The sequence below is a fragment of the Solobacterium moorei genome (assembly GCF_036323475.1).
GTDB lineage: Bacteria > Bacillota_I > Bacilli_A > Erysipelotrichales > Erysipelotrichaceae > Bulleidia > Bulleidia moorei.
Window position 1 is genome coordinate 1,274,082 of record NZ_AP028934.1, and the last position, 22,571, is coordinate 1,296,652.

The 22,571-nt window shown below is 37.4% G+C and carries 17 protein-coding genes and 1 other annotated feature; of the genes, 12 read left to right on the forward strand and 5 right to left on the reverse strand.

What is annotated here, in order from left to right; all coding sequences use genetic code 11:
- The first annotated feature begins 2 nt into the window (after positions 1-2).
- From rnc to RGT18_RS06400, 3 genes are read left to right on the forward strand one after another with little or no spacing between them, the layout of a single operon-like run.
- The gene (gene rnc, locus RGT18_RS06390; protein WP_037403465.1) at positions 3-683 is read left to right on the forward strand and encodes a ribonuclease III; all 681 of its coding nucleotides are present in this window, start codon (positions 3-5) and stop codon (positions 681-683) included.
- 13 nt (positions 684-696) lie between these two features.
- Complete coding sequence (locus RGT18_RS06395; protein WP_028077548.1) at positions 697-1,971, forward strand: galactokinase; 1,275 nt, start codon at positions 697-699, stop codon at positions 1,969-1,971.
- Between the two features lie 11 nt (positions 1,972-1,982).
- Positions 1,983-3,467 carry a helicase HerA-like domain-containing protein gene (locus RGT18_RS06400; protein WP_051240896.1) on the forward strand — a complete coding sequence of 495 codons (1,485 nt, stop codon included), beginning with the start codon at positions 1,983-1,985 and terminating at the stop codon, positions 3,465-3,467.
- A gap of 295 nt (positions 3,468-3,762) precedes the next feature.
- Here the strand turns inward: RGT18_RS06400 and RGT18_RS06405 are convergent, their stop codons facing one another.
- On the reverse strand, positions 3,763-4,950 hold the full coding sequence (locus RGT18_RS06405; RefSeq protein ID WP_338175635.1) for an IS30 family transposase: 1,188 nt from the start codon (positions 4,948-4,950) through the stop codon (positions 3,763-3,765).
- 187 nt (positions 4,951-5,137) lie between these two features.
- On the opposite strand from RGT18_RS06405, the gene RGT18_RS06410 reads away from it, so the two are divergent.
- The 6 genes from RGT18_RS06410 (at position 5,138) to RGT18_RS06435 (ending at position 14,642) form a co-directional block, all read left to right on the forward strand.
- Entirely contained in the window at positions 5,138-9,487 is a 4,350-nt protein-coding gene (locus tag RGT18_RS06410) for a PolC-type DNA polymerase III (protein WP_028078408.1), read from the forward strand.
- A 38-nt stretch (positions 9,488-9,525) separates the two neighbouring features.
- Positions 9,526-9,724: a binding site (T-box leader), on the forward strand.
- 43 nt (positions 9,725-9,767) lie between these two features.
- Positions 9,768-11,543, forward strand: a complete 1,776-nt coding sequence (thrS, locus tag RGT18_RS06415; RefSeq protein WP_028078409.1) for a threonine--tRNA ligase — start codon at positions 9,768-9,770, stop codon at positions 11,541-11,543.
- Between the two features lie 182 nt (positions 11,544-11,725).
- Positions 11,726-12,100 (forward strand): PTS glucose/sucrose transporter subunit IIB, encoded by a 375-nt coding sequence (locus RGT18_RS06420; protein WP_211220317.1) that lies wholly within the window; start codon positions 11,726-11,728, stop codon positions 12,098-12,100.
- A 65-nt stretch (positions 12,101-12,165) separates the two neighbouring features.
- Positions 12,166-13,215: a PTS sugar transporter subunit IIC gene (locus RGT18_RS06425; RefSeq protein WP_245580934.1), complete on the forward strand. Its 1,050-nt coding sequence runs from the start codon at positions 12,166-12,168 to the stop codon at positions 13,213-13,215.
- Positions 13,215-14,069, forward strand: a complete 855-nt coding sequence (locus RGT18_RS06430; RefSeq protein ID WP_028078410.1) for a PHP domain-containing protein — start codon at positions 13,215-13,217, stop codon at positions 14,067-14,069. Before RGT18_RS06425 ends, RGT18_RS06430 begins: the two co-directional genes overlap by 1 nt.
- A gap of 72 nt (positions 14,070-14,141) precedes the next feature.
- Positions 14,142-14,642 carry a PTS sugar transporter subunit IIA gene (locus RGT18_RS06435; RefSeq protein WP_028078411.1) on the forward strand — a complete coding sequence of 167 codons (501 nt, stop codon included), beginning with the start codon at positions 14,142-14,144 and terminating at the stop codon, positions 14,640-14,642.
- Positions 14,643-14,683: 41 nt separating this feature from the next.
- Here the strand turns inward: RGT18_RS06435 and RGT18_RS06440 are convergent, their stop codons facing one another.
- Positions 14,684-16,369: a proline--tRNA ligase gene (locus tag RGT18_RS06440; protein WP_028078412.1), complete on the reverse strand. Its 1,686-nt coding sequence runs from the start codon at positions 16,367-16,369 to the stop codon at positions 14,684-14,686.
- Between the two features lie 263 nt (positions 16,370-16,632).
- Here RGT18_RS06440 and RGT18_RS06445 point away from each other — a divergent pair, with 263 nt between their 5' ends.
- From RGT18_RS06445 to RGT18_RS06455, 3 genes are all read left to right on the forward strand, one after another.
- Complete coding sequence (locus tag RGT18_RS06445; protein WP_028078413.1) at positions 16,633-18,141, forward strand: IMP dehydrogenase; 1,509 nt, start codon at positions 16,633-16,635, stop codon at positions 18,139-18,141.
- Between the two features lie 135 nt (positions 18,142-18,276).
- Positions 18,277-18,471, forward strand: coding sequence for a hypothetical protein (locus RGT18_RS06450; RefSeq protein WP_028078414.1), 195 nt, complete (start codon positions 18,277-18,279; stop codon positions 18,469-18,471).
- Complete coding sequence (locus tag RGT18_RS06455) at positions 18,468-19,943, forward strand: IS1182 family transposase (RefSeq protein WP_028078919.1); 1,476 nt, start codon at positions 18,468-18,470, stop codon at positions 19,941-19,943. Before RGT18_RS06450 ends, RGT18_RS06455 begins: the two co-directional genes overlap by 4 nt.
- A 146-nt stretch (positions 19,944-20,089) precedes the next feature.
- Here the strand turns inward: RGT18_RS06455 and RGT18_RS06460 are convergent, their stop codons facing one another.
- From RGT18_RS06460 to RGT18_RS06470, 3 genes are all read right to left on the reverse strand, one after another.
- Complete coding sequence (locus tag RGT18_RS06460) at positions 20,090-20,488, reverse strand: HIT family protein (RefSeq protein ID WP_028078469.1); 399 nt, start codon at positions 20,486-20,488, stop codon at positions 20,090-20,092.
- 62 nt (positions 20,489-20,550) lie between these two features.
- Positions 20,551-21,432: a peptidylprolyl isomerase PrsA family protein gene (locus RGT18_RS06465; protein ID WP_028078468.1), complete on the reverse strand. Its 882-nt coding sequence runs from the start codon at positions 21,430-21,432 to the stop codon at positions 20,551-20,553.
- Positions 21,432-22,415, reverse strand: coding sequence for a peptidylprolyl isomerase (locus tag RGT18_RS06470; protein WP_006526359.1), 984 nt, complete (start codon positions 22,413-22,415; stop codon positions 21,432-21,434). The genes RGT18_RS06465 and RGT18_RS06470 overlap by 1 nt, the downstream gene beginning before the upstream one ends.
- Positions 22,416-22,571 lie beyond the last annotated feature (156 nt).

Consider the following 22,571-nt stretch of genomic DNA (forward strand, 5'->3'; position numbering starts at 1 on the left):
GTATGATTTTGAATATTATTGAATGGCTAGAGAGTCGTCATATCAAGGCAAATAATGCAAAGATGATACAACAGGCTTTTATTCATTCTAGTTATGCACATGAGCATAAAAATAAGAATGATAATGAACGCTTAGAGTTCATGGGTGATGCGGTATTACAGCTATGGTCTAGTAACGCAATTTATCCATTAAACTTAAGTGAAGGCCATATGACACGTTTACGTGCACAACTTGTATGTGAAAAAGCATTAGCGATTTATGGTCGCCAATTACATCTAAATGACTATTTATTATTAGGCTCTGGCGAAGAAAAGACAGGTGGTAGAAACAAGGATGCGATTATCGCAGATATGTTCGAAGCTTTTCTAGGTGCTTTATTCTTGGATCAAGGAATGGATGCGGTGGATAATATTCTTTCTGAAGTGATTACACCAAGACTTGCACATCCTGAGGATGTGGGAGTAATTCATGACTATAAAACAAAACTGCAAGAATATGTACAGTCAGATTCTCGTCAAACAGTGAAATACGAATTAGTCAGTGAAACAGGACCAAGTAATGCACCAGAATTTGTGATGAATGTTCTGGTTGATGGACTAGTACTTGGTACAGGTAGTGGACAATCTAAAAAACAAGCAGAGCAAAATGCAGCTCGAAATGCATTTGAGAAAATGGCTAAATAATAAGGGGGATACAATGGTCATTACAGAAATCATAAACGCAGTCAAGGCAGGTCAATTAGACGAAAAGTTGACAGCACTCTATGGTACAGAAGCACTTGCATCACAGAAAGTACGCTATGAAGATGTACTTTTAAAAGCGAAAGATTTATTAGGGGATAAAGACGCACATATCTTCAGTGCACCAGGTAGAACAGAAGTCGGTGGTAATCATACAGACCATCAATTGGGTCGTGTAGTCGCAGCTAGTATTGATTTGGATGTCATTGCGGTGGTTGTTCCTACAGATGATTCTGTTGTTACATATCACGCTAAGGGTTTTAACGTTAGTCCTGTTGATTTACACAATTTAGAAATTAAAGAAGAAGAGAAGAATACTACGGAAGCGTTAATTCGCGGTATCGCTGCTGGATTTACTAAGAAGGAATATAAAGTTGGTGGATTTAAAGCATATTCAGAAAGTAATGTACTTTCTGGTGGCGGTATGTCTAGTTCCGCTGCATTTGAAGTGTTAATCGGAACTATCTTCAGTCACTTATATAATGACGCAACGATTTCTTCTGAAGAAATCGCAAAGATTGGTCAGTTCTCTGAGAATGTATATTTTATGAAAGCTAGTGGTCTTCTTGATCAGATGGCATGTTCTGTTGGTAGTTTTGCGGCTATAGATTTTGCAAACAAAGAGAATCCACAAGTAACTTCAATTCCATTTAATCCAGCAGATTATGGATATGATTTAATCCTAACAGATGTTAAAGCAAGTCACGCTGACTTAAGCGATGAATACAGTGCAGTACCTTATGAAATGAAAGCAGTTGCGAAGCTGTTTGGTAAAGAAGTATTAAGTCAAATTACTTTAAATGAATTATTAGCGAATGCTACAAAGATTCGCAAGGAAGTAAGTGATCGTGCATTTTTACGTGCATATCACTTCCTAAATGAAACTGGTCGTGCAAAACTACAGGCAGAGGCACTAAAAGAGAATGATATTAAGACATTCTTACACTTAGTAAATGAAAGTGGTCATTCATCTTATATGTATCTACAAAATGTGTTAATTCCAGGTGATAGTCAAAATCAAGCTCTTGCAATTGCATTAGCACTGAGTGAATCAGTATTAGGTGATGATGGTGCATGCCGTGTTCACGGTGGTGGATTTGCAGGAACAATTCAAGCGTATGTACCACATGCAAAGACGCCAGAATACATTGCTTTAATGGAATCAACATTTGGTAAAGATTGTTGCTACAAGTTACGTATCCGTGACTGTGGTGGTATTTGCGTTATTTAGTGAGGGGAAAAATGTTAAAAGAAAACTATATTTTATTAGGAAAAGCTGGCGATAAAGAGATTCGATTATTGCCAAACATGTTAAACCGTCATGGCTTAATTGCCGGTGCATCAGGTACAGGTAAAACTGTAACTTTGAAAGTGATAGCAGAGTCATTAAGTCAAATGGGTGTGTCAACATTTATTGCGGACGTGAAGGGTGATTTATCAGGTATGATCCAAGAAGGAGATTTATCTGCTATTTCAGGTAGACTTGAAAAGCTTGGTATCACTGATTTTGAAGTTCGTAAGTTCCCTGTACACTTCTTTGATGTATATCGTAAGAAGGGTCATCCAATTCGTGCCATTATGGAAGAGTTTGATTCCTTATTGCTTGCGCGTATTTTAGAATTAACAGATGCACAAGAAGGGAATCTTCAAATCATCTTAAAAGTTGCTCAAGATATGAACTTGGATATTATCGACTTGAAGGATCTTCAGGCGATGACAAATTATGTTGGTGAACATGCTAGTGAGCTTTCTTTGAAATATGGTAATGTTACAAAACAGAGTATTGGTGGTATTCAAAGAAAGTTATTACAATTAGAGCAACAGGGTGGTACAAATTTATTTGGTTTGCCTGCACTTTCGATTCAAGATTTGATTACTACTGAAGGTGGTTTAGGTATGATGAATATGCTGGAGTGTCAAGAGTTATTCCAGCATCCACTTCTTTACGCTACATTCCTATTATGGTTGTTAAACCGTATCTATCAAGATTTACCAGAGGTTGGTGATGTAGAGAAGCCAAAGATTGTATTCTTCTTTGATGAAGCGCATTTATTATTCAAGGATGCTCCTAAGGCATTGCTTGATAAGATTGAACAGATTGTTAAGTTAGTTCGTTCTAAGGGTGTTGGTGTATTCTTTATTACACAATCTCCAAATGATATACCTAATTCAGTGCTTGCGCAATTATCTAATCGCATTCAACATGCATTACGTGCATATACACCAACAGAAATCAAGGCTGTTAAATTAGCTGCTGATTCCTTCCGTGCAAATCCAAATTTAGATACTGCAGAACGGATTACGAATATGAAGACAGGTACTGCTCTTGTATCTGTGTTAGATGAAGATGGTGCTCCTACAATAGTAGAAGAGACGATGATCTTGCCTCCAATGTCCTCTATGCAAATTGCAGATGAAGCATTGGTAATACAGACAATTCAACATGACTCTATCTATGGTAAGTATGAAAAGGATATTGATCCAGAAAGTGCGTTTGAAAGTATGAATGCAATTAAGGAACAAGAGGAAGAAGAAGCTCGTCTTGCAAAAGAAAAAATTTCACAGGAGAAACTTGCGGCTGCTCAGGCAAAAGAAGACGCAAAACGCAGTAAAGAAAACGATTGGACTGGACGTATTGCTAAGAAGATTCGCAATCGTACAGAAACAGAATTAATCAATGTTGGAATTCGTTCCGCGAAGAAGTTTTTATCAGGTTTCTTTAAGTAATCTATATGTGGCTAGAACTTCTAGTCACTTTTCTTTATATGCATTTCTATAAAATACATAGCTTAAGTTTCAAAGTAAATGCAACACGATAAGCAAAGGCAACAGATAACGAACTAATGTAGTCATTATCAGATGATTTTTTAATCTATAATGACTCTTTTTAATGGTAATATGGTATCTTCTATGTAGGGATACTTGCTTTTTGGGCGCAATGAAAACAACTGAAGGGTTTAGGTGTCAACTAAACGCAACAGTTCAGTTTGTGTAAGTCGAGTATCCGTTGGACTTCGGGGACCTATTGAATTAGGTCTAGGCTTAGATTGACTTCATCTGGATCGATTGGTGTTAATCCAAGCTTTTTTATTGTTTTGAGTTCTGCTCTAGTGAGACATTCAAATGGTGAACGACCATCCAATGAGTCACGCTTGACGGAATTGATATGGCTCATCATTAGATTTACCTTTTCTTGTGTAAGGTCGTTAAAGGAAGTTCCTTGGGGCAGATATTTTCGAATATATTCATGATTCTTTTCAATACGCCCCTTTTGTTGGGAAGCACGGGAATCACAATAAAATATACGACAGCGCTGTACGTTGCGTGTACCATGTTCCAAGGAAATGGGGTCCTTGAATTCAGGACCGTTGTCCGTAAGCACTACACGGAACATAGTAGCGAACCTTGCAAAGCCGATTTTCCTTTGGATGTAGTCGAATACTTCTGTTACAGAAGCTTGTGTATTTCTATTCCTTAGGAAGGCAAACATAAATTTACTCTTACGTAATAGTAGGGTTAGAAGTACCTTTTCGCCGACACCTTTCTTACCGATGACGGAATCCATCTCAGCGATATTAGCTTTCGGATGTTGGGCAATGAATTCCTGAAAGGCAGTATAATCGCGTCCCACACGGCACGATTGATTGTCTATCATTGTGTTATCGCCACGTTTGATATTCTTTTTGAGGAGCGGATAGCGAACTCGCTTGGGAAGATCTATATTGCGGGTGGTGAGTTTATTGTCATTGACATAGCGGTAAAAAGTAGAACGGGATATTCCCATCTGTTCGCCATGAGTGGAGAATACGTGGGCGACGGTTTGCCTTTGGTCACGGATCAAAGGTGTGACGAGATTATCAAGAAATCTCAGACCTTTTTCCCCAGTACGGATCTTCTCTCTAGACAGATGAAGAGTAGATTCATAAGCACTATGTGCCTGTGTAGGGATGTAGCGATACTTTCTCTTTTTGCATGCAGAGAAACGAGGACAGCCATTGCATATCCAAGGGGCCTTCATGATACGGCTGCAGGTAGGAGCGAGAGGATGAAAGACAGAGTATTCATCAAGGATCCTATGCTTTTCAAGTTCTCTGGAAACAGTAGAAGCAGAGGCATTCAAAGCGGCAGCTATCATGCGCATGGAATGATTTTGTTTGACATGCATAAGGATATTAATACGGTCTTCGAGTGTGAAATGTTTACCTGACATAAATGTTTTCTCCTGGTATCTAAAATAGGAGTCCAACGGATACACAGGAATAAAGATAACATGTCACATGTTAACGCAACAGAGTGTTGCGTTTATGTTGAAACTTAACATATAAAATACATATTTAAGAATGAAGAGAATCAGATATCTTTTTGTGTTAGAATAAGGGGACGAAAGGGAGTAATGTATGACGCAATATTTAAAAGATTTAGTGAAGATTGATAATCAAGATGACTTGTATGAAGAGATTGAAATTGAAAGAGTTCGATTATTTCGTGCACGTAATCTTTTAGAGCTACACTTACATACTCCAAATGTATTATCTTTTGATAGCTATCAAGAAATTCATCACAAATTGAAAGAGCTAACTGGCTCTAATATTCAATTATTCATACAGCCAGAACAGAATCGTTGTAATCAAGTTGAGATCCGAAAATACTTAGATGTATTCTTTCATACAAATCCTGAGATGCGTATTCTTGAAAGTGGTACATTCCAATATGATGCACAGAAGTGCATTATCAAATATGCGTTTGTCAGTGCGACCGATTGTGACCGTGCAAGTAGTTACATTGAACATGTAGAATCCTTTTTAGCAACCATTGGTTTACATGGGGTGACTGTACTTACAGAAACACTGATTCCTGTTATGCAAAATGAAATAAAGGAAGTTAGTGTTACAGTTGTTAGTGAAGAAGCTGAAAGGCCACAAGAGAAATCAACACATAAATATCAACGTACCAAGATGGATGATTATGAGAAAATCAACTTGATCGATGTACATGATCCCATCGCTGATATTCAATTCGAAGGTGAAGTATTTGGAAATGATTACATTGAAATTCGTAAGACTGGTAGAACAATTCAATCGTTTAGTGTCTTTGATGGTACAGATGCGATTGCGGTAAAACGGTTTGAGGGGCGTGGTGTAACAAAGGAAGACCTCTCTTCAATTCATGATGGAGATTATGTTCGTATTTATGGCACGATTTCTTATGATAGCTTTGCGAAGGATTTAACCTGTATTGCGTCTAATGTTGTGAAAATCGAAAAAGCAAAGATAGTTGATACAGCAGAAACAAAGCGTGTTGAATTACACATGCATTCAAATTTATCGGAGATGGATGGTGTTTGCGATATCAAGGATATCATAACCTATGTATACAATTTGGGACATCGTGGTATCGCGATTACGGATCACGCAGATGTACAGTCTCTTGTAAAGGCATATAACACAGCACAATCATTAAAGAAAAAAGACCCGGATAGAGAGTTTAGAGTTGGCCTTGGATGTGAATTTAATCTTGCGAATGATGAATTAACAATTGTTCGTAATGCGACAGATGAGAATCTAGACGACGTAACTTACATATCTTTTGACTTAGAAACAACAGGTCTATCCTGTTATTTTGATCATATTATTGAATTTGGTGCTGTTCGTATTAAGAATTCAACGATTATCGATCGTAAACAGTTATTTATAAAACCACCAGTACCGATTCCTGGTTTTATTACATCAAAAACAAACATTACAAATGACATGGTAAAAAATGCCAAGCCATTTGCCGAAGCAATTGATGAAATTTTAGACTACATCAAAGATGATGTATTGGTAGCACATAATGCGACGTTTGACTATTATTTCTTGAATGAAGAATTACGTCGTATTGGTAGAAAACCATTGACCAATGTTGTGATTGATACCTTAGATATGTCTCGTGCAGTTTTACCAGATCGTAGAGCATATCGTTTGGGAAACTTATCACGTTATTATCATGTTAATTACAACGAAGAAGAAGCGCACCGTGCTGACTTCGATGCTGGCGCATTAGCAGATGTATTCTTGTGTCTGTTAAAGGATGCTAAAGATAAGTTTGCAACAAAGACAATATCTGACTTACAAATCAAATTACAGTCTCCTAAGTCCTTTATGAAGGTAAGACGTAGTCATGTTTGTGCTATCGCAAAGACTCATGATGGTTTAGTTGCGTTATATAAGCTTGTTACAGAATCCAATACAAATACGCTAGCAGTCAATGGAAAAGCGACCGGTAAAGAGGGTACTGACGTAGCTGCTGAACCACGTGTTGTACGTTCCACGCTTGAAAAGTATAGGGAGAATTTATTACTAGGATCAGCATGCTTGAATGGCGAAGTGTTTGAACTTGCATGTAATGGTGATGATGCTCGCTTAGAAGAAGCGATGAAACTTTATGATTACATCGAGCTTCAACCGTTGGGCAACTATTCCACTTCAATTGTATTAGGAAGTATTCCTAGTGTGGATCGTTTAAAAGAAGTGCAAAAACGTATTATTCGCATGGCACAGAAGTTAAATATTCCAGTCTGTGCAACCAGTGATGCCCATTACTGTATACCTGAACAAAAGATTTTTCGTGATGTATATATCATGTCACAGGGTGTAGGTGGCACAATTCATCCACTCTATATTCGTGATGAAGTGCTACGTTTACGTACAAAGAATCCTGATCAACATATTCGTTTAACAGATGAAATGAAAAAAGAATTTGCTTGGTTAGATGATCCAGATTTAATTGAAGAAATTGTTGTACGTAATCCAAATAGTATTTTTGATTTAATTGAAGAGGTAAGACCTGTTCCTGCAGGCACATATCCACCAGTTATTGAAGGTTCAGATGACAAGTTACGAAAGATTTGTCATGATACAGCGATGTGTATGTACGGTTTTGAAGGCAAAGTTCCTGAGATTGTAACTGACCGTTTAAATAGTGAATTAGACAATATTATTCGTAATGGATTTGGTGTGCATTACTACATTGCACATTTACTGGTAAAGAAATCAAATGATGATGGTTATGTCGTTGGTTCACGTGGATCAGTCGGTTCTTCCTTTACTGCTACGATGTCTGGCATTACGGAAGTAAATCCACTTCGTCCACATTATCTATGTCAAAAGTGTCATTATAGTGAGTTCTTTGATGATCCATCCATTGCCTCTGGTTTTGACTTACCCGATAAGGTATGCCCATATTGTGGTGAAACGATGCGTGGAAATGGCCATAACATCCCATTCCAAACCTTCTTGGGATTCAATGCGGATAAGACTCCAGATATCGACTTAAACTTCTCTAACGAATATCAATGGCGTGCACATGCATTTATCAAGGATGTATTTGGTGAAGATCATGCATTCCGTGCGGGTACGATTGGTACTGTGGCTGAAAAGACTGCCTTTGGATATGTACAAGGTTATTGCGAAAAGATGAAAATAAGCAACATGCGTAGACCAATGAAAGATTATCTTGCGCATGGTTGTCAAAATGTCAAACGTACTACAGGTCAGCATCCAGGTGGTATTATTATCATTCCACATGAATATGAGGCAGAAGATTTTACACCAGTACAGTATCCTGCAAATGATCCAACATCTGCTTGGAAAACAACACACTATGACTTCCACGATATTCATGATAATGTCTTGAAGTTTGATATCTTAGGTCATGTTGATCCTACGGCAATGCGTTTATTGCAGAAGATCGCTACGGTAAAACCTTTGGATATTCCGATGAATGATATTGAAACCTTATCCTTGTTCTCGTGTGATGATGCATTAAAAGCTGATACGAGAATCTATAAGAAGGAAACTGGTGCACTTGGTCTTCCTGAGTTTGGAACACGTACAACACGCGGTGTACTGGAAGAGACTCGTCCTAAGAAGTTCTCTGACTTGGTCATTATTTCTGGTTTATCGCATGGTACAGATGTATGGGCTGGTAATGCGCAGGAATTAATTCGTCAGGGCCATACAATCGATGAAGTTATCGGATGTCGTGACGATATTATGACTTATCTTTTAGATCATAACCTAGAGTCATTAGATGCCTTTAAGATTATGGAATCTGTACGTAAGGGTAAAGGTTTAACGGAAGCTTGGGAAAAATCTATGATTGAGCACCAGGTTCCAGAATGGTACATTGAATCTTGTAAGAAGATTAAGTACATGTTCCCAAAGGCACATGCAGTTGCGTATGTTATGATGGCCATGCGTATCGCATGGTACAAGGTACATGAACCTCTCAATTTCTACATTCAGTATTTAACATTGCGCTGCGATACTTATGAGATAGAGACGATGGCTAAAGGTATTGATGTCATTCGTACTCGTATGAATGATATTAGTACACGTATTGCGGAACGTAATCCAGAAAATCCAGTTTCAAATAAAGAGAAATCTTTATTTGATGTATTAGAAGTATGTGAAGAACTATATGCACGTGGTTACAATATTTCTAATGTCGATTTATACAAATCACTTGCAACAGAATTTAGAATGTCACCAGATAATCCAAAGACAATTATTCCACCATTTACAGTAATTGATGGCTTAGGTGTTAACGTAGCAAAGTCAATTGAAGAAGCGCGCGAAAAGGGCGAGTTCTTATCGAAAGAAGATATCCTAAAGCGTACACAGGTTTCTTCATCCATGTTAGTGAAGCTTGCGCACATGGGGTGTTTAGAAGGATTACAAGAAAGTAATCAAATGAGTTTATTCTAATCTTGACGTTTTTCACAAGCAGGTCTAAAATTTGAATATTAAATGCGTTGAAAAGGACACGGTATGTATATTGCTGATAGAGAGAGTATTCCGTTTGCTGGAAGGGATATGAGGCGTGTATGTATTACTACCTTGGAGCAGTACTCGAAAGAGTTACCGTAGTTCTACGTTACAGATATAAAGTGTCAACGTTTATCGTTGGAATTAAGGTGGTACCGCGCTAATAGCGTCCTTTCATAGAAGGGGCGCTTTTTGTTTGCCCTATTAAAGGAGGAAAATTATGAGAAATTTTAAAGAAGATGTGGCATTGAATACGTTAAATCATAGTTGTGCGCATTTAATGGCTCAGGCTGTAAAACATCTATACCCACAAGCTAAGTTCTGGGTAGGTCCAGTTGTAGAAGAAGGTTTCTACTACGATATTGATTTAGGTGATGATGTCATCCGTGATGAAGATCTCGCTAAGATTGAAAAGGAAATGAAAAAGTGTGCTAAGGCTGATAAGCGTATTGTTCGCCAGGAGATTACACGCGAAGAAGCTTTAGAACAGTTTAAGGATGATGAGTATAAGATTGACTTAATCAATCGTATGCCTGAAGGTACACATATTTCTATGTATACACAGGGTGACTTTACTGACCTATGTCGTGGTCCACATACAGAATCTACAAAGAACTGTCGTTACTTTAAGTTAATCAAACATTCTGGTGCATATTGGAAGGGTGACAAAAATAACAAGGTACTACAACGTATCTATGGTGTATGTTTACCAACACAAGAAGAACTTGATTCTCACTTAGCTGATCTGGAGGACGCAAAGCAAAGAGATCATCGTAAGCTTGGTAAAGATATGCAAATCTTTATGTTCTCAGATATTGTTGGTGGTGGTTTACCATTGTGGTTACCAAATGGTCTGACTGTTAGACGTCTATTATCTGACTATATTATGAATAAGGAACTTGCTAGAGGTTACCAGCATGTATTAACTCCATCTGTTGCTAGTACAAAACTTTACAAGATTTCAGGACACCTTGCACACTATAAGGATGATATGTTCCCAATTATGTCACGTGATGATGACGAGTTTGTATTGCGTCCTATGAACTGTCCTGAACACATGATTATCTATAAGTCTCAATTGCATTCTTACCGTGATTTACCAATTCGTATCGCTGAGATTGCTAACGACTTTCGTTTTGAAGCATCCGGTGCTTTGACGGGTATTGAACGTTCTCGTGCATTTACACAGAATGACTCTCATATCTTCTGTACAGAAGAACAGATTGCTTCTGAAATCAAAGCAGTAACTGAGCTAATTTTAGATGTTTATAAGGACTTTAACTTAAATCAGTTTGAGTTCCGGCTCTCTTTACGCGATAAAGAAAATACAGAGAAGTATTTTGGCAATGATGATCTTTGGGAAAGAAGTGAATCTGAATTGCGTGAAGTACTAAAGGAAATGAATGTTCCATATTATGAAGCAGAAGGTGAAGCTGCTTTCTATGGTCCTAAGATTGATGTACAGGTACGTTCTGCATTAGGCCATGATGTGACACTATCTACAATTCAGTTAGACTACCAGTTACCTGAACGTTTTGAATTAGAGTATGTTGCAAATGGTGGTGAAAAGAAGAGACCTGTTGTCATTCACCGTGCAATTCTAGGATCAATTGACCGCTTCGTTGCATTCTTACTTGAAGAGACAAAGGGTATCTTACCACTATGGTTAGCACCTCGTCAGGCAGTTGTTATTCCAGTATCCCCAGAAGCTCATGGAGAATATGCAAAGAAGGTTGTTGAAAAATTACGTAAGATTGGTGTACGTACAGAATTAGATGACCGTAATGAGAAGTTAGGCTATCGTATTCGTGAAGCACAAACGAATAAACTTCCAATTGAAGTTGTAGTAGGTGATGGTGAAATTGAAAACAATGGAATTACATTACGTCGCTACGGTTCCCGTCAGGAAACAAAGATGTCTCTTGAAGAGTTCTTAGCAGCAATCAAAGCTGAAATTGATGAGAAGCGTTTAGCTCCTGAAGTTCAAAAAGCGTAGTATTCATAAGGGATAGACATGTTCTATTCCTTTTATCTTTGCCAAAAAATGAAAAAAATTTCATCAATTCCATAATGACGTAGAATTTTGTGAAATTGTGTTAAAATGCAATTAATAGCGAAGGCCATTTCAGCAATGAAATCCACCTGAAATACTTCAGGTAATTCAGAAAGGGAATAGACATGGAAAACTACAAGAAAATAGCTGAAGAAGTTGTTGAAGCTGTCGGCGGTAAGTCCAATATTCAGGAAAACTCAACATGCATGACAAGACTTCACTTAACTTTAGCTGACAAGTCTAAAGTAGACTTGGAGCGCGTCAAGAAAATCAATGGAGTTATGGGAACTGTTGATGGCGAAGAACTTCAAATCGTATTTGGACCTGGTAAGGTTACAAAGATTGGTGCAGAAGTTTCCGCAATCACAGGCATCTTAGCTGATGAACGTAAAGAAGTTTACAATGAAGATTTAGAAAAAGACATTGACTTACAGGCACGGCTAAGGAAAACAAGGCTGCTCAGCAGGCTAAGCACAACGGACCAGTACAAGTATTCTTAAAGCACTTTGCGAATATCTTTTTACCTGCATTACCTGGTATTGCTGGTGCTGGTTTAATCTACGGTATCTTAAACGTATTGAAGTTATTCTTCAGAGTTCCAGGTATCGCTGCTGTACAACTTGATCCATCTATCGCTCAGTCTTGGTGGTATTTAACACTTAATACAGCTGGTTGGACATTATTTGCTTATTTACCAATTTACATTGGTATGAACGCTGCGAAGGAATACAAGGGTTCACCAATCCTTGGTGGTATGATGGGCGCAATGTTCGTAGGTAACGCTGCTATGCCTTTATTAATGAAGGTTGGTGATCCTGCAGCTGGTATCAACTTACCAATTACTGGTGCTCCATTTGATGCAGCTGCTGGTGGTATCTTAGCTGCTGTATTTGCTGGTATCGTAGTTGCTCACGTTGAACGTTGGTTAAGAAGTTGGGTTCCAGATACATTAGATATGATCTTGACACCACTATGCGCATTATTAATTACAGCATTCTTAGCAATTTTTATTTTACAGCCAGTTGGTGCTGTATTAACAAAGGCTATCTTTGCATTAGCTGATGTATTATTAAACAAGTTAGGCTTTATTGGTGCGTATGCATTATCTGCGTTACAGTTACCACTTGTATCTGTTGGTTTACACCGTGCATTTACTCCAATTCATACAATTATGAATGATCCAAATGGCCAAACTCATGGTGTTAACTACTTATTACCAATCTTACAGGTTGCTGGTGCAGGGCAAGTTGGTGCTGTTATCGCATTGTTTGCAAGAGCTAAGAAGAATCACAAGAAGTTATCTGAAGCTATCCTAGCTTCTGTACCTGCAGGTATTTTAGGTATTGGTGAGCCATTAATGTATGGTGTTACATTACCTTTAGGTAAGCCATTCTTAACAGCTTCATTAGGTGCAGGTTTCGGTGGTATTATGATTTCCTTATTCCATGTAGGTTCTGTAGCACAGGGTGTATCTGGTATCTTAGGATTTTTAATTGTTAATGAAGGTGGCGCTTTAGGTTACTTGGTTGGTTATGTAACAGCTATCATTGCTGCATTTGTTATTACATACTTCTTTGGATGGAATGAAGAGAAAGTGACAGAACTATTCGGCTAATGTTTGACTTTCATCTTCATACAACAAAATCAGACGGGGTATTAAGCATTGAAGAGATGCTTGATACCCTTCATTTATCTTCCATCCAACCCTTTAGTATTACAGATCATAATCATGCACTAGCATATGAGTGTTTCGATTATTATAACTATCCATGCATTCCGGGTACAGAAATTGCCACGAGTTATAAAGGTGAGATTATTGAGCTTTTAGGTTTTGGAATAAACCCATCAATCATTAATGCATGGTATAAAGATTTTTATAGCGAACAGAATTTAGAACGGATTGAAAAATTATTATTTACTAGAATTCAAGAATGTGCACGCACACAAGGTTATCATTTTGATAATACACTTCAATTAAACTCATTTGAAAAAGGTATTTCCAAAAAGATGATGTATCGAGAACTTGTTGATAAAAATCCAACGTTTGTAGAATGTTATCCAACGTATAAATCATTCTTTAGACAAGGATTATCAAATCCAGACAGCCCATTCTTTATAGATGAAGGGGATACTTATCTATCATTTGATGACACAATTAATTTAATTCATCGTGCCGGTGGAAAAGCATTTTTAGCACATATATTTGAATATGATACATTTCGAAAGAATCACTATATTGATGAAGTGAAAGATCGTTTAGATGGAATGGAATGCTTCCATCCAAGTATCCCGATGAGAGAATCAGTCAAACTTTTTCAATACTGTGAAGAAAATGGTTTATATGTAAGTGGTGGAAGTGATTTTCATAGACCAGAAAGACATATTCCAATGGGTGTTCATCTAGACAAATCACTATTATGTAGTTCACGTTTTGATTGGATACCAGAATATTTACGAAAATTATTATAGTTTTTGATTGTCGTTGACACTGGAAAGAAAACTATACTACTATAATGAAGTCAATGATAGGAGAGAAAAATTATGTTCAATTTTTTCAAAAAGAAAGAAGAATTAAAGAATAATATTGTAGTAAATGATGATGCGATTGTCGCAATAGCGGATGGTCAATTAATTGATGTAACAACAGTTCCAGATCCAGTATTTGCGGAAAAAATGATGGGTGATAGTGTTGCCTTTACATATGATGGTGATAAGGTTGTGCTATGTTCTCCGGCCAATGGGGAATTATCCGTTTTATTCCCTACAGGACATGCATTTGGAATTACTACAAAGCATGGTGTTGAATTACTTGTTCATTGTGGTGTAAATACAGTAGAGGCTAACGGTGATGGCTTTACAGTATTATCCAAGAAGCAGGGTGATAGTGTGAAGGCTGGAGATCCAATTGTTGAGGTTGATTTGAAGAAGCTACGTGCAAAGTACAATATGAGTACAATGCTGGTAGTAACAAATGCAAATACACAAACCATTCAATTTATTGAACCTACAACCGTAAAGTTAGGTCAATCAATTATTAAGTAAAGAAAAGCTCTATACGCTTGAACGTATAGAACTTTTTTTACTTATAGCAATTCTTTTAATTTATCAATAGCTTCTGTAACAGGAACTTCCATAGATTCACCAGTACGAGATTTCAATTCAACTTTACCATCCGCAACACCACGACCAACTGTAATTCTAAATGGAATACCAATTAGTTCCATATCTTTAAACTTAACACCCGGGCGTTCATCACGGTTGTCAAGAACAACTTCGATTCCTTGTGCCTGTAATTCATCGTGTAGTTCATTACCAATACGTACTTGTTCTTCATCTTTCATGGAGATAATTACGACAGCTACTTGGAATGGTGCTAGATCTTTTGGCCAGTTGATACCATTTTCATCAGCGTTTTGTTCTGCTAGGGCAGCCATTGCACGAGCAGGACCGATACCATAGGAACCCATCCATACATACTGTAACTGATTGTTTTGATCAAGATATTGTAGGTCTAAAGCCTTAGAGTATTTTGTGCCTAGTTTAAATGTGTTACCCACTTCAATACCATGAGCAAAGTGTACAACTCCTTCGCCATTTGGATTCTTGTCGCCTTCTTGGATATTTCTTAAATCACCATGTCCTGTTAGAGTGAAATCCTTTTGATTTACACCTGTGTAGTGGTAACCCGTTTTATTAGCACCTACTACAAAGTTATACATGTATAGCACTTCCTCATCAGCGTAAAGAGGGCATTGAATGTTGATTGGACCAGCAAAACCAATTTCAGCGTTAGTCGCAGCCATAACCATTGCAGGATCAGCAAGTTCAACGGAGTTGGCTTCTAATAGTTTACGTAGCTTTGTTTCATTGACATCACGATCACCGCGAACCATAACAGCTACTGCTTTGCCATCAACATTATAGATTAAAGTCTTAACAAACTTCTTCACATCTTTCTTTAAGAAGTTAGTAACTTCCTCAATTGTACGTGAATGAGGTGTTTCGACTAGAGTTAGAGTTTCTAGTGTATCTTCTTTCTCTGCAATCTCCGGTACACATGGTGCTACTTCGATATTGCTTGCGAAACTATCATCATCACTTAGCACGAGGATATCTTCACCTAGTGGGGTGATAGCCTGGAACTCTTCTGACAATAAGCCACCCATGACACCTGTGTCTGCACGAACAATACGATAATCTAAATGAAGACGATTCATGATATTCTTATATGCATTGAATTGTTTTGCATAAGATACATCTAATCCTGCTTCATCTTTATCAAATGTGTAGGAATCCTTCATTGTGAATTCACGTACACGAATCAAGCCATAGCGAGGACGTGGTTCATCACGGAACTTTGTTTGAATTTGATATAGAGAAAATGGCATATCTTTGTATGAACGAATCTGCATCTTAGCAGCCATCGCAAATAGTTCCTCATGTGTTGGACCTAGTACATAAGGAACACCTTTACGGTCTTCTAATGAAAACATCGCTTTGCCAAACCCTGCACGTCTTCCAGAAGATACATATACTTCCTCAGGAATCAAAGAAGGCATTGATAGTTCTTGGCAATCAATCTTATTCATTTCATCACGGATAATTGCGTAGATCTTTGATAAAACACGGTTTCCCATTGGTAACATCATATACACGCCTGCCGAGCTTTTCTTGATCATGCCAGCACGTACAAGTAGATTTGAACTTACTGAATCTTCATCTTTCGCATTCTCGCGAATTGTAAAGAAATAACTGTTTTTTAATCGCATAATATACCTCTTATAACCTTTAAGATTATATCATAGTTAACTTTAAATAGAATATTATCTAAAGCATACATCATAAGAAATCTTGGAATTGTTAGAATCGAATTTTTAATATGCATTATAGTGATTATAAATACTACGAACAGCTTGTATCATCATATTTCATGCATATTTGTAAGTTTTTTTGGAATATTTGTTCGGAATTATTTACATAACTTTATTAATTGATATAATTAGTAAAATTATAAGAGGGAGGAATTACGTTAATGGCATACTACTATGATGAACCTTCACATACTTTTAGTGAATATTTACTCGTACCAGGATTTACTGGACCAGAAAATATTCCAGCCAACGTTTCATTAAAAACACCACTTGTTCGCTTTAAAAAAGGTGAAGAACCAGCGATTTCTTTAAATATTCCAATGATTAGTGCAGTCATGCAGTCTGTATCTGGAGATCGTTTAGGTATTGCACTTGCGAAAGAAGGTGGAATGGCATTCATCTTCGGTTCACAACCAATTGAAAGTCAAGCAGCGATGGTTGCTAGAGTTAAGAATCATAAGGCGGGTTTTGTTGTCAGTGATTCAAATGTGAAACCAAATACAAAATTTACTGAAGTTTACGCTTTAATTGAAGAGACAGGACATTCTACAATCGCAGTCACTGAGGATGGAACACCTAACGGTAAGTTAATGGGTCTCCTTACTTCACGTGATTATCGCATATCACGTATGACTGGTAATGAACTTGTCAAGGATTATATGACACCACGTGAGAATCTAATTGTGGGCGGACCTAATACAACATTATCATCCGCGAATGATCTTATTTGGGATAATAAGTTAAATACACTTCCTGTCGTGGATGAAAATGATCATCTTCAATATCTCGTATTCCGCAAAGACTATGATTCCCATAAGGAACATCCAAATGAGTTGCTAGATAGTGAAAAGCGTTTATTAGTTGGTGCTGGTATTAACTCACGTGACTACGCTGAACGTATTCCTGCATTGGTAGCTGCTGGTGTAGATTGTGTTGTTATTGACTCATCTGAAGGATATTCAATATGGCAAGCAGAAACAATTAAGTGGATTCGTCAACACTATGGCGATAACCTTAAGGTAGGTGCTGGTAATGTTGTTGATGCGGAAGGTTTTAGATACTTAGCAGAGGCTGGTGCTGATTTTATTAAGATCGGTATCGGTGGTGGTTCTATCTGTATCACTCGTGAAACAAAGGGTATCGGTCGTGGTCAAGCTACTGCAGTCATTGATGTTGCGAAGGCTCGCGATGAATACTTTGAAAAAACAGGTATTTATGTTCCAATCTGTTCTGATGGTGGTATTGTTTATGATTATCACATTACATTAGCTTTAGCGATGGGCGCTGACTTTGTTATGTTAGGACGTTACTTCTCAAGATTTGAAGAAGCTCCAGGTGAAAAGTTGGTTGTAAATGGCAATACTGTGAAGGAATACTGGGGAGAAGGTTCTGCCCGTGCACGTAACTGGGCTCGTTATGATTTAGGACAAGGTAAGAAGTTATCCTTTGAAGAAGGTGTAGATTCTTATGTTCCGTATGCTGGTTCCTTAAAGGATAATGTCGCAATGACAGTGCTTAAGATTAAGTCCACAATGTGCAACTGTGGTGCATTAACAATTCCTGAATTACAAGATAAGGCGAAACTAACGCTTGTATCTGCAACTTCTATCGTAGAAGGCGGAGCACATGATGTTCAAGTGAAGCACAACGATAATACATATAACAAGTAGTATGTTAAAAGGCTCTTAGGGGAGACTGCTGAAAAAGTCCTTCAATTAAAACCTCACAAAAAACAGTGAGGTTTTCATTTAAATACTTCAAACTAGCGGCTAGTTATGCTATAATATAGCTGTGAGGTAAGGACTATGAGATCTAAAAATGACAAAGCCAAATATGATATGGATTACCAGAAAAGCAAGATGACAAGAGTAACTGTATGGTTTAATCTTGATAAGGATAAAGATATTGTTTCATGGCTGGACAAATCCAAAACATCTAAATCTGAGATCATAAAAAAAGCACTGAGAAATGAAATGAATCGCAGCGAGAATAACTTATGATCAAGCAGGAAGGTATGATTCTCAGTCCCTATATCGATCTTTACGGCATGATCATTCCAAAAGATCACGAGCTCCGGCAGCTGAATGAGCTCGTGGATTTCAGCTTTGTAGACGATCTTCTGAAACACACATATACTTCCAGCAACGGCAGACCAGGCTACAGGCCACAGGTCATGTTCAAATATCTTATGCTTAAGCGAATGTATGAGCTTTCTGACAGAGATGTTGTAGAAAGAGCCCGTACAGACATGGCATTCAAATATTTTCTTGGTCTTGCACCCGAAGAAGATGTAATTGAATTTTCAAGTCTTACCAAGTTCAGAAAACTGCGCCTGAAAGATGAATCCGTCATAGATGCCCTGATTTCAAAGAGCGTACAGATAGCGATGGAGAACGGAATCAAACTGTCTAAAACAATTATTGTTGATTCCACGCATACAGAAGCCAGATATGGAACAAAAAGTGCACGAGAATACCTTCTTGAAGTTTGTAAAAATCTCAGAAAGAAAGTATACAGCGTAAATGAAGAATATGTGAAACAGATGCCTAAGAAACCGGACAACAACAGAATCGGGCTGTATGAAGAAGTAGTTGATTACTGCGAAAAAGTATATAAGTTGGTTGATGGTGATAACAGTTTAAAGGCATATAAGTACATACAGGAAAATATGAATCTTCTCCGTGAAACGCTGGATGATGTAAATGAAGAGCTGACCTACTCTAAGGACAGTGATGCCAAGACGGGGCACAAAACTGCAGACACAGAATTCTTTGGGTATAAGACACATATCGCAATGACTCCAGAAAGAATTATTACAGCTGCTGCTGTCACTTCTGGAGAGAAGCACGATGGAAAGGAACTTGCATCTTTAGTAGACAAGACGGAAGCTAACGGAATAGATGTTGACAATATTGTCGGAGATGGAGCATATTCTGAAAAGGAAAATATAGAGTATGCAAATGAAAATGAAATCAACCTTGTATCGAAGCTAAGCAAAACAGTATCATCCGGGAACAGAAAAAACGCCCTTGACGGAGAATTCAGCTACAATAAAGACGCAAAAATGTATGTATGCCCAGCAGGACATATGGCAATTCATAAATCTAAAACTGGTGTGAAAGATCCAAATAAGCCACAGCGTGAATCCTACTTTTTCGATGTAAAAAAATGTATTCAATGCCCGCTGAGAGAGAAATGTGGATATAAAGAAAATCAGAAAAGCAAAACATATAACATCACAGTAAAGATGAGTAAAATTCATCAGGACCATCAGGATAAGCAACAGACAGAATATTATCAGGAACTGGCTGGTGAACGTTACAAAATAGAAGCTAAAAATGCTGAGCTGAAAAAAGAACATGGATATGCACATACTATATATGCAGGAATGAACGGGATGATGCTTCAGGCAGGTGTCACCATTTTTGTGGTGAATTTAAAAAGAATATTGAAGCTGAAAAAAGATAGATAAGCAAAAATATATTGATAAAAACCAAACAAAAACAGGTATATACCTCAATTTTTTTCTGAAATTTGTGAATATACCTGTTTTCATTCTGATTTGTAAACAATTTGATTAAATCTCGTTTATGACTGATACTTTTTCAACAGTCTCCATTAGGCCCCTTTGATCGTTTTTAGTACTCCCTCTAAGTCTTGTGGTTTGGATTTGTTGAATATGAATTGACATGCATCATCTACGCTGTAGCGTGGAATAATGTGGAAGTGTAGGTGATGCACTGTTTGTCCTGCAACCTCACCACAGTTATTTAGGATATTACATCCTGCAGCTTTTGTGGCATGTACAATTTTCTTAGATAGGTTAGAGATAACTTCAGCACATTGTTTTACAGTTTCTGTATCTGCCTCTAAAATGTTTGCTACATGTTTCTTCGGCATCACAATTGTATGACCGTAGGTTACTTGTGAGATATCAAGTATTGCTAAAACATTGTCATCTTCATAGACGACCTTTGATGGAATCTTATGATCGATAATATCGCAAAATATACACATTCTAATTTCCTCTCATTTCTGTATATCTATATTGTAAAAAAAGTCGCATGATTTTGCGACTTTTATTTCATATCTTGTACTAGAATATCCGGATATTTGTCCTTAACGGAATCGTAGATAGTCTTGTCATAGATGTGGAAGTTATGCTTCTTGAAGAAGTATGTTGATGCGTCTGCAGAAACCTGCTTAATCTTCTGTAGAATTGTATCTACATCATCCTTCATCTTTGAAGCATCATTCTCATCAACCTTGATGACATAGAACTTTGCACCATCACTTGCAGGTGACTCTGTCCAAGGATCGCTTGGTGAGTTTGAAGTGATGATAGTACGTACTAATGCATCTAAGTCAGATGATTCTGTTGTATAAATCTGTGATACAGGAGTACCTGTTCCGTTGTGTGCTGTAGATACTGCAGCATAATCAGTGTTGCCACCTTTTAAGTCAGCTAACGCTGCATCTGCATCTGCTTGTGCAGTGAAAGTTAAGACTGTAGCCTTTACTGGCTTATATGTATCTACTAGAGAATCAAAGTTCTCATCGATATACTTCTTTGTTAGTTCCTTGGCTTGAAGAGAAGGGATAAGGTATTCCTTCAGGTATGATTCTTCATCTAGATTGTTGTTCTTCATATAGGAAGCAAATGTATCACCATACATAGACTTATAGTTTGCAAGGCTTTCTTCTGCTTCTTTTTTCATCTTATCTGTAACTTCAATTTCTGCTACAGCGATTGCTTTACTTGCTTCATTAACTGCAGTAGTAGCACCGGCATTTTGCTTCATTAATGTGAATACATCACCCTTAGTAATATTCTTCTTACCAATGGAGAAGAGTACTTCGTTACTATCTTTTAATTTTGCTACTGCATCACTACATCCAGTTAATCCAGATAAGAGGATAGTAGTACAAACAACGGCCGTAAGTTTTTTAAACTTTGTCATTATTTTGTTTCCTCACTTTCTGTCTTAATACCCATAGCTTTCTTAATTGAGTTTTCAAGTTCATCATTACCCTTGAAATCAATACCTAATTCTTCAGCTTTTGCCCATAGAGCCTGGTTTGAAAGAGTTGTATCGTAATTTTGAACTAATGTTAAGTAAGGATTATCTCCAGCAACTTCTTCAAGCTTAGCTTGTGTTGTTGCATTAGCAATAATCTTGAAGTAACCGAAGTTAGAAGAACGTACCCACTTACTTACTTCACCTTCATTGAGGGCGAGGGAAGCTTCTAAGAATGCAGCATCTAATGTAGATGTGTTCTTATCAATAACACCTAATACACCACCGTTAACAGATGTTGATGTATCTTCACTGTGCTTGGAAGCCACTGTGGCGAAATCATCGCCAGCTGCTAATTCATCATCAACAGCCTTCATTCTAGCTGCTTCATCTTCTGTAGGTTCAGCAGTAGGGTTGTTTCTATCTGTAAACTTGACCAAGATGTAAGATACTTGACGAATCTTTAATTCATCGAAATGTTGTTTTGCGTATTCAGCTGTTAACTGATTCACTTTCTGCTGTTGAATTAAGTATTCTTCTAAATCTGTATAGCCAGTTGATGACATATCGCTGAGTAACTTTGCCTCATAGTTATTACCATATGAGTTCTTGTAGTTAGCGATAATGGATTCAGCTTGCTTTGCAGCTGCGTCTTTGATTTCGTTTGTTGTAGAAATACTAGCATCTGCGATTGCACGTTTGAACAATGTCAATTGAGCACTTGAACCATTTGTTCTAAATAGTGTTTCATAGAATTCAGAAGCAGTTGTATCGTTGTCATCAATAGAATAAACGACATCTTCTCCGTTTGTTTGTTTACCTTTTAATTTGCCTTTGTTTGTATCGTAAATGTAATACACACTGATAGTGAGGAAGACTGCTACCACTAACATTACAAACCAGTTCTTTTTCAAGAATTTGCCCATAATACCTCCTAAAGTTTTATACGTAAAAACGCTTTTTAATTATAGTGTAAATGCGCTTTAATTGCAATTTTCGTAAACTGAAGTTTGTGTGAAGAATCACAAAACAAGAAATTTTCACAAGTGAGATAGTATAATCCCTAGAATTTGAAAGATGAT

Bases quoted from the DNA above. Each gene is read 5' to 3' on its own strand.
- rnc (WP_037403465.1), top strand. From the start codon at position 3: ATGATTTTGAATATTATTGAATGGCTAGAGAGTCGTCATATCAAGGCA.
- RGT18_RS06395 (WP_028077548.1), top strand. From the start codon at position 697: ATGGTCATTACAGAAATCATAAACGCAGTCAAGGCAGGTCAATTAGAC.
- RGT18_RS06400 (WP_051240896.1), top strand. From the start codon at position 1,983: ATGTTAAAAGAAAACTATATTTTATTAGGAAAAGCTGGCGATAAAGAG.
- RGT18_RS06405 (WP_338175635.1), bottom strand. From the start codon at position 4,950: ATGTCAGGTAAACATTTCACACTCGAAGACCGTATTAATATCCTTATG.
- RGT18_RS06410 (WP_028078408.1), top strand. From the start codon at position 5,138: ATGACGCAATATTTAAAAGATTTAGTGAAGATTGATAATCAAGATGAC.
- thrS (WP_028078409.1), top strand. From the start codon at position 9,768: ATGAGAAATTTTAAAGAAGATGTGGCATTGAATACGTTAAATCATAGT.
- RGT18_RS06420 (WP_211220317.1), top strand. From the start codon at position 11,726: ATGGAAAACTACAAGAAAATAGCTGAAGAAGTTGTTGAAGCTGTCGGC.
- RGT18_RS06430 (WP_028078410.1), top strand. From the start codon at position 13,215: ATGTTTGACTTTCATCTTCATACAACAAAATCAGACGGGGTATTAAGC.
- RGT18_RS06435 (WP_028078411.1), top strand. From the start codon at position 14,142: ATGTTCAATTTTTTCAAAAAGAAAGAAGAATTAAAGAATAATATTGTA.
- RGT18_RS06440 (WP_028078412.1), bottom strand. From the start codon at position 16,369: ATGCGATTAAAAAACAGTTATTTCTTTACAATTCGCGAGAATGCGAAA.
- RGT18_RS06445 (WP_028078413.1), top strand. From the start codon at position 16,633: ATGGCATACTACTATGATGAACCTTCACATACTTTTAGTGAATATTTA.
- RGT18_RS06450 (WP_028078414.1), top strand. From the start codon at position 18,277: ATGAGATCTAAAAATGACAAAGCCAAATATGATATGGATTACCAGAAA.
- RGT18_RS06455 (WP_028078919.1), top strand. From the start codon at position 18,468: ATGATCAAGCAGGAAGGTATGATTCTCAGTCCCTATATCGATCTTTAC.
- RGT18_RS06460 (WP_028078469.1), bottom strand. From the start codon at position 20,488: ATGTGTATATTTTGCGATATTATCGATCATAAGATTCCATCAAAGGTC.
- RGT18_RS06465 (WP_028078468.1), bottom strand. From the start codon at position 21,432: ATGACAAAGTTTAAAAAACTTACGGCCGTTGTTTGTACTACTATCCTC.
- RGT18_RS06470 (WP_006526359.1), bottom strand. From the start codon at position 22,415: ATGGGCAAATTCTTGAAAAAGAACTGGTTTGTAATGTTAGTGGTAGCA.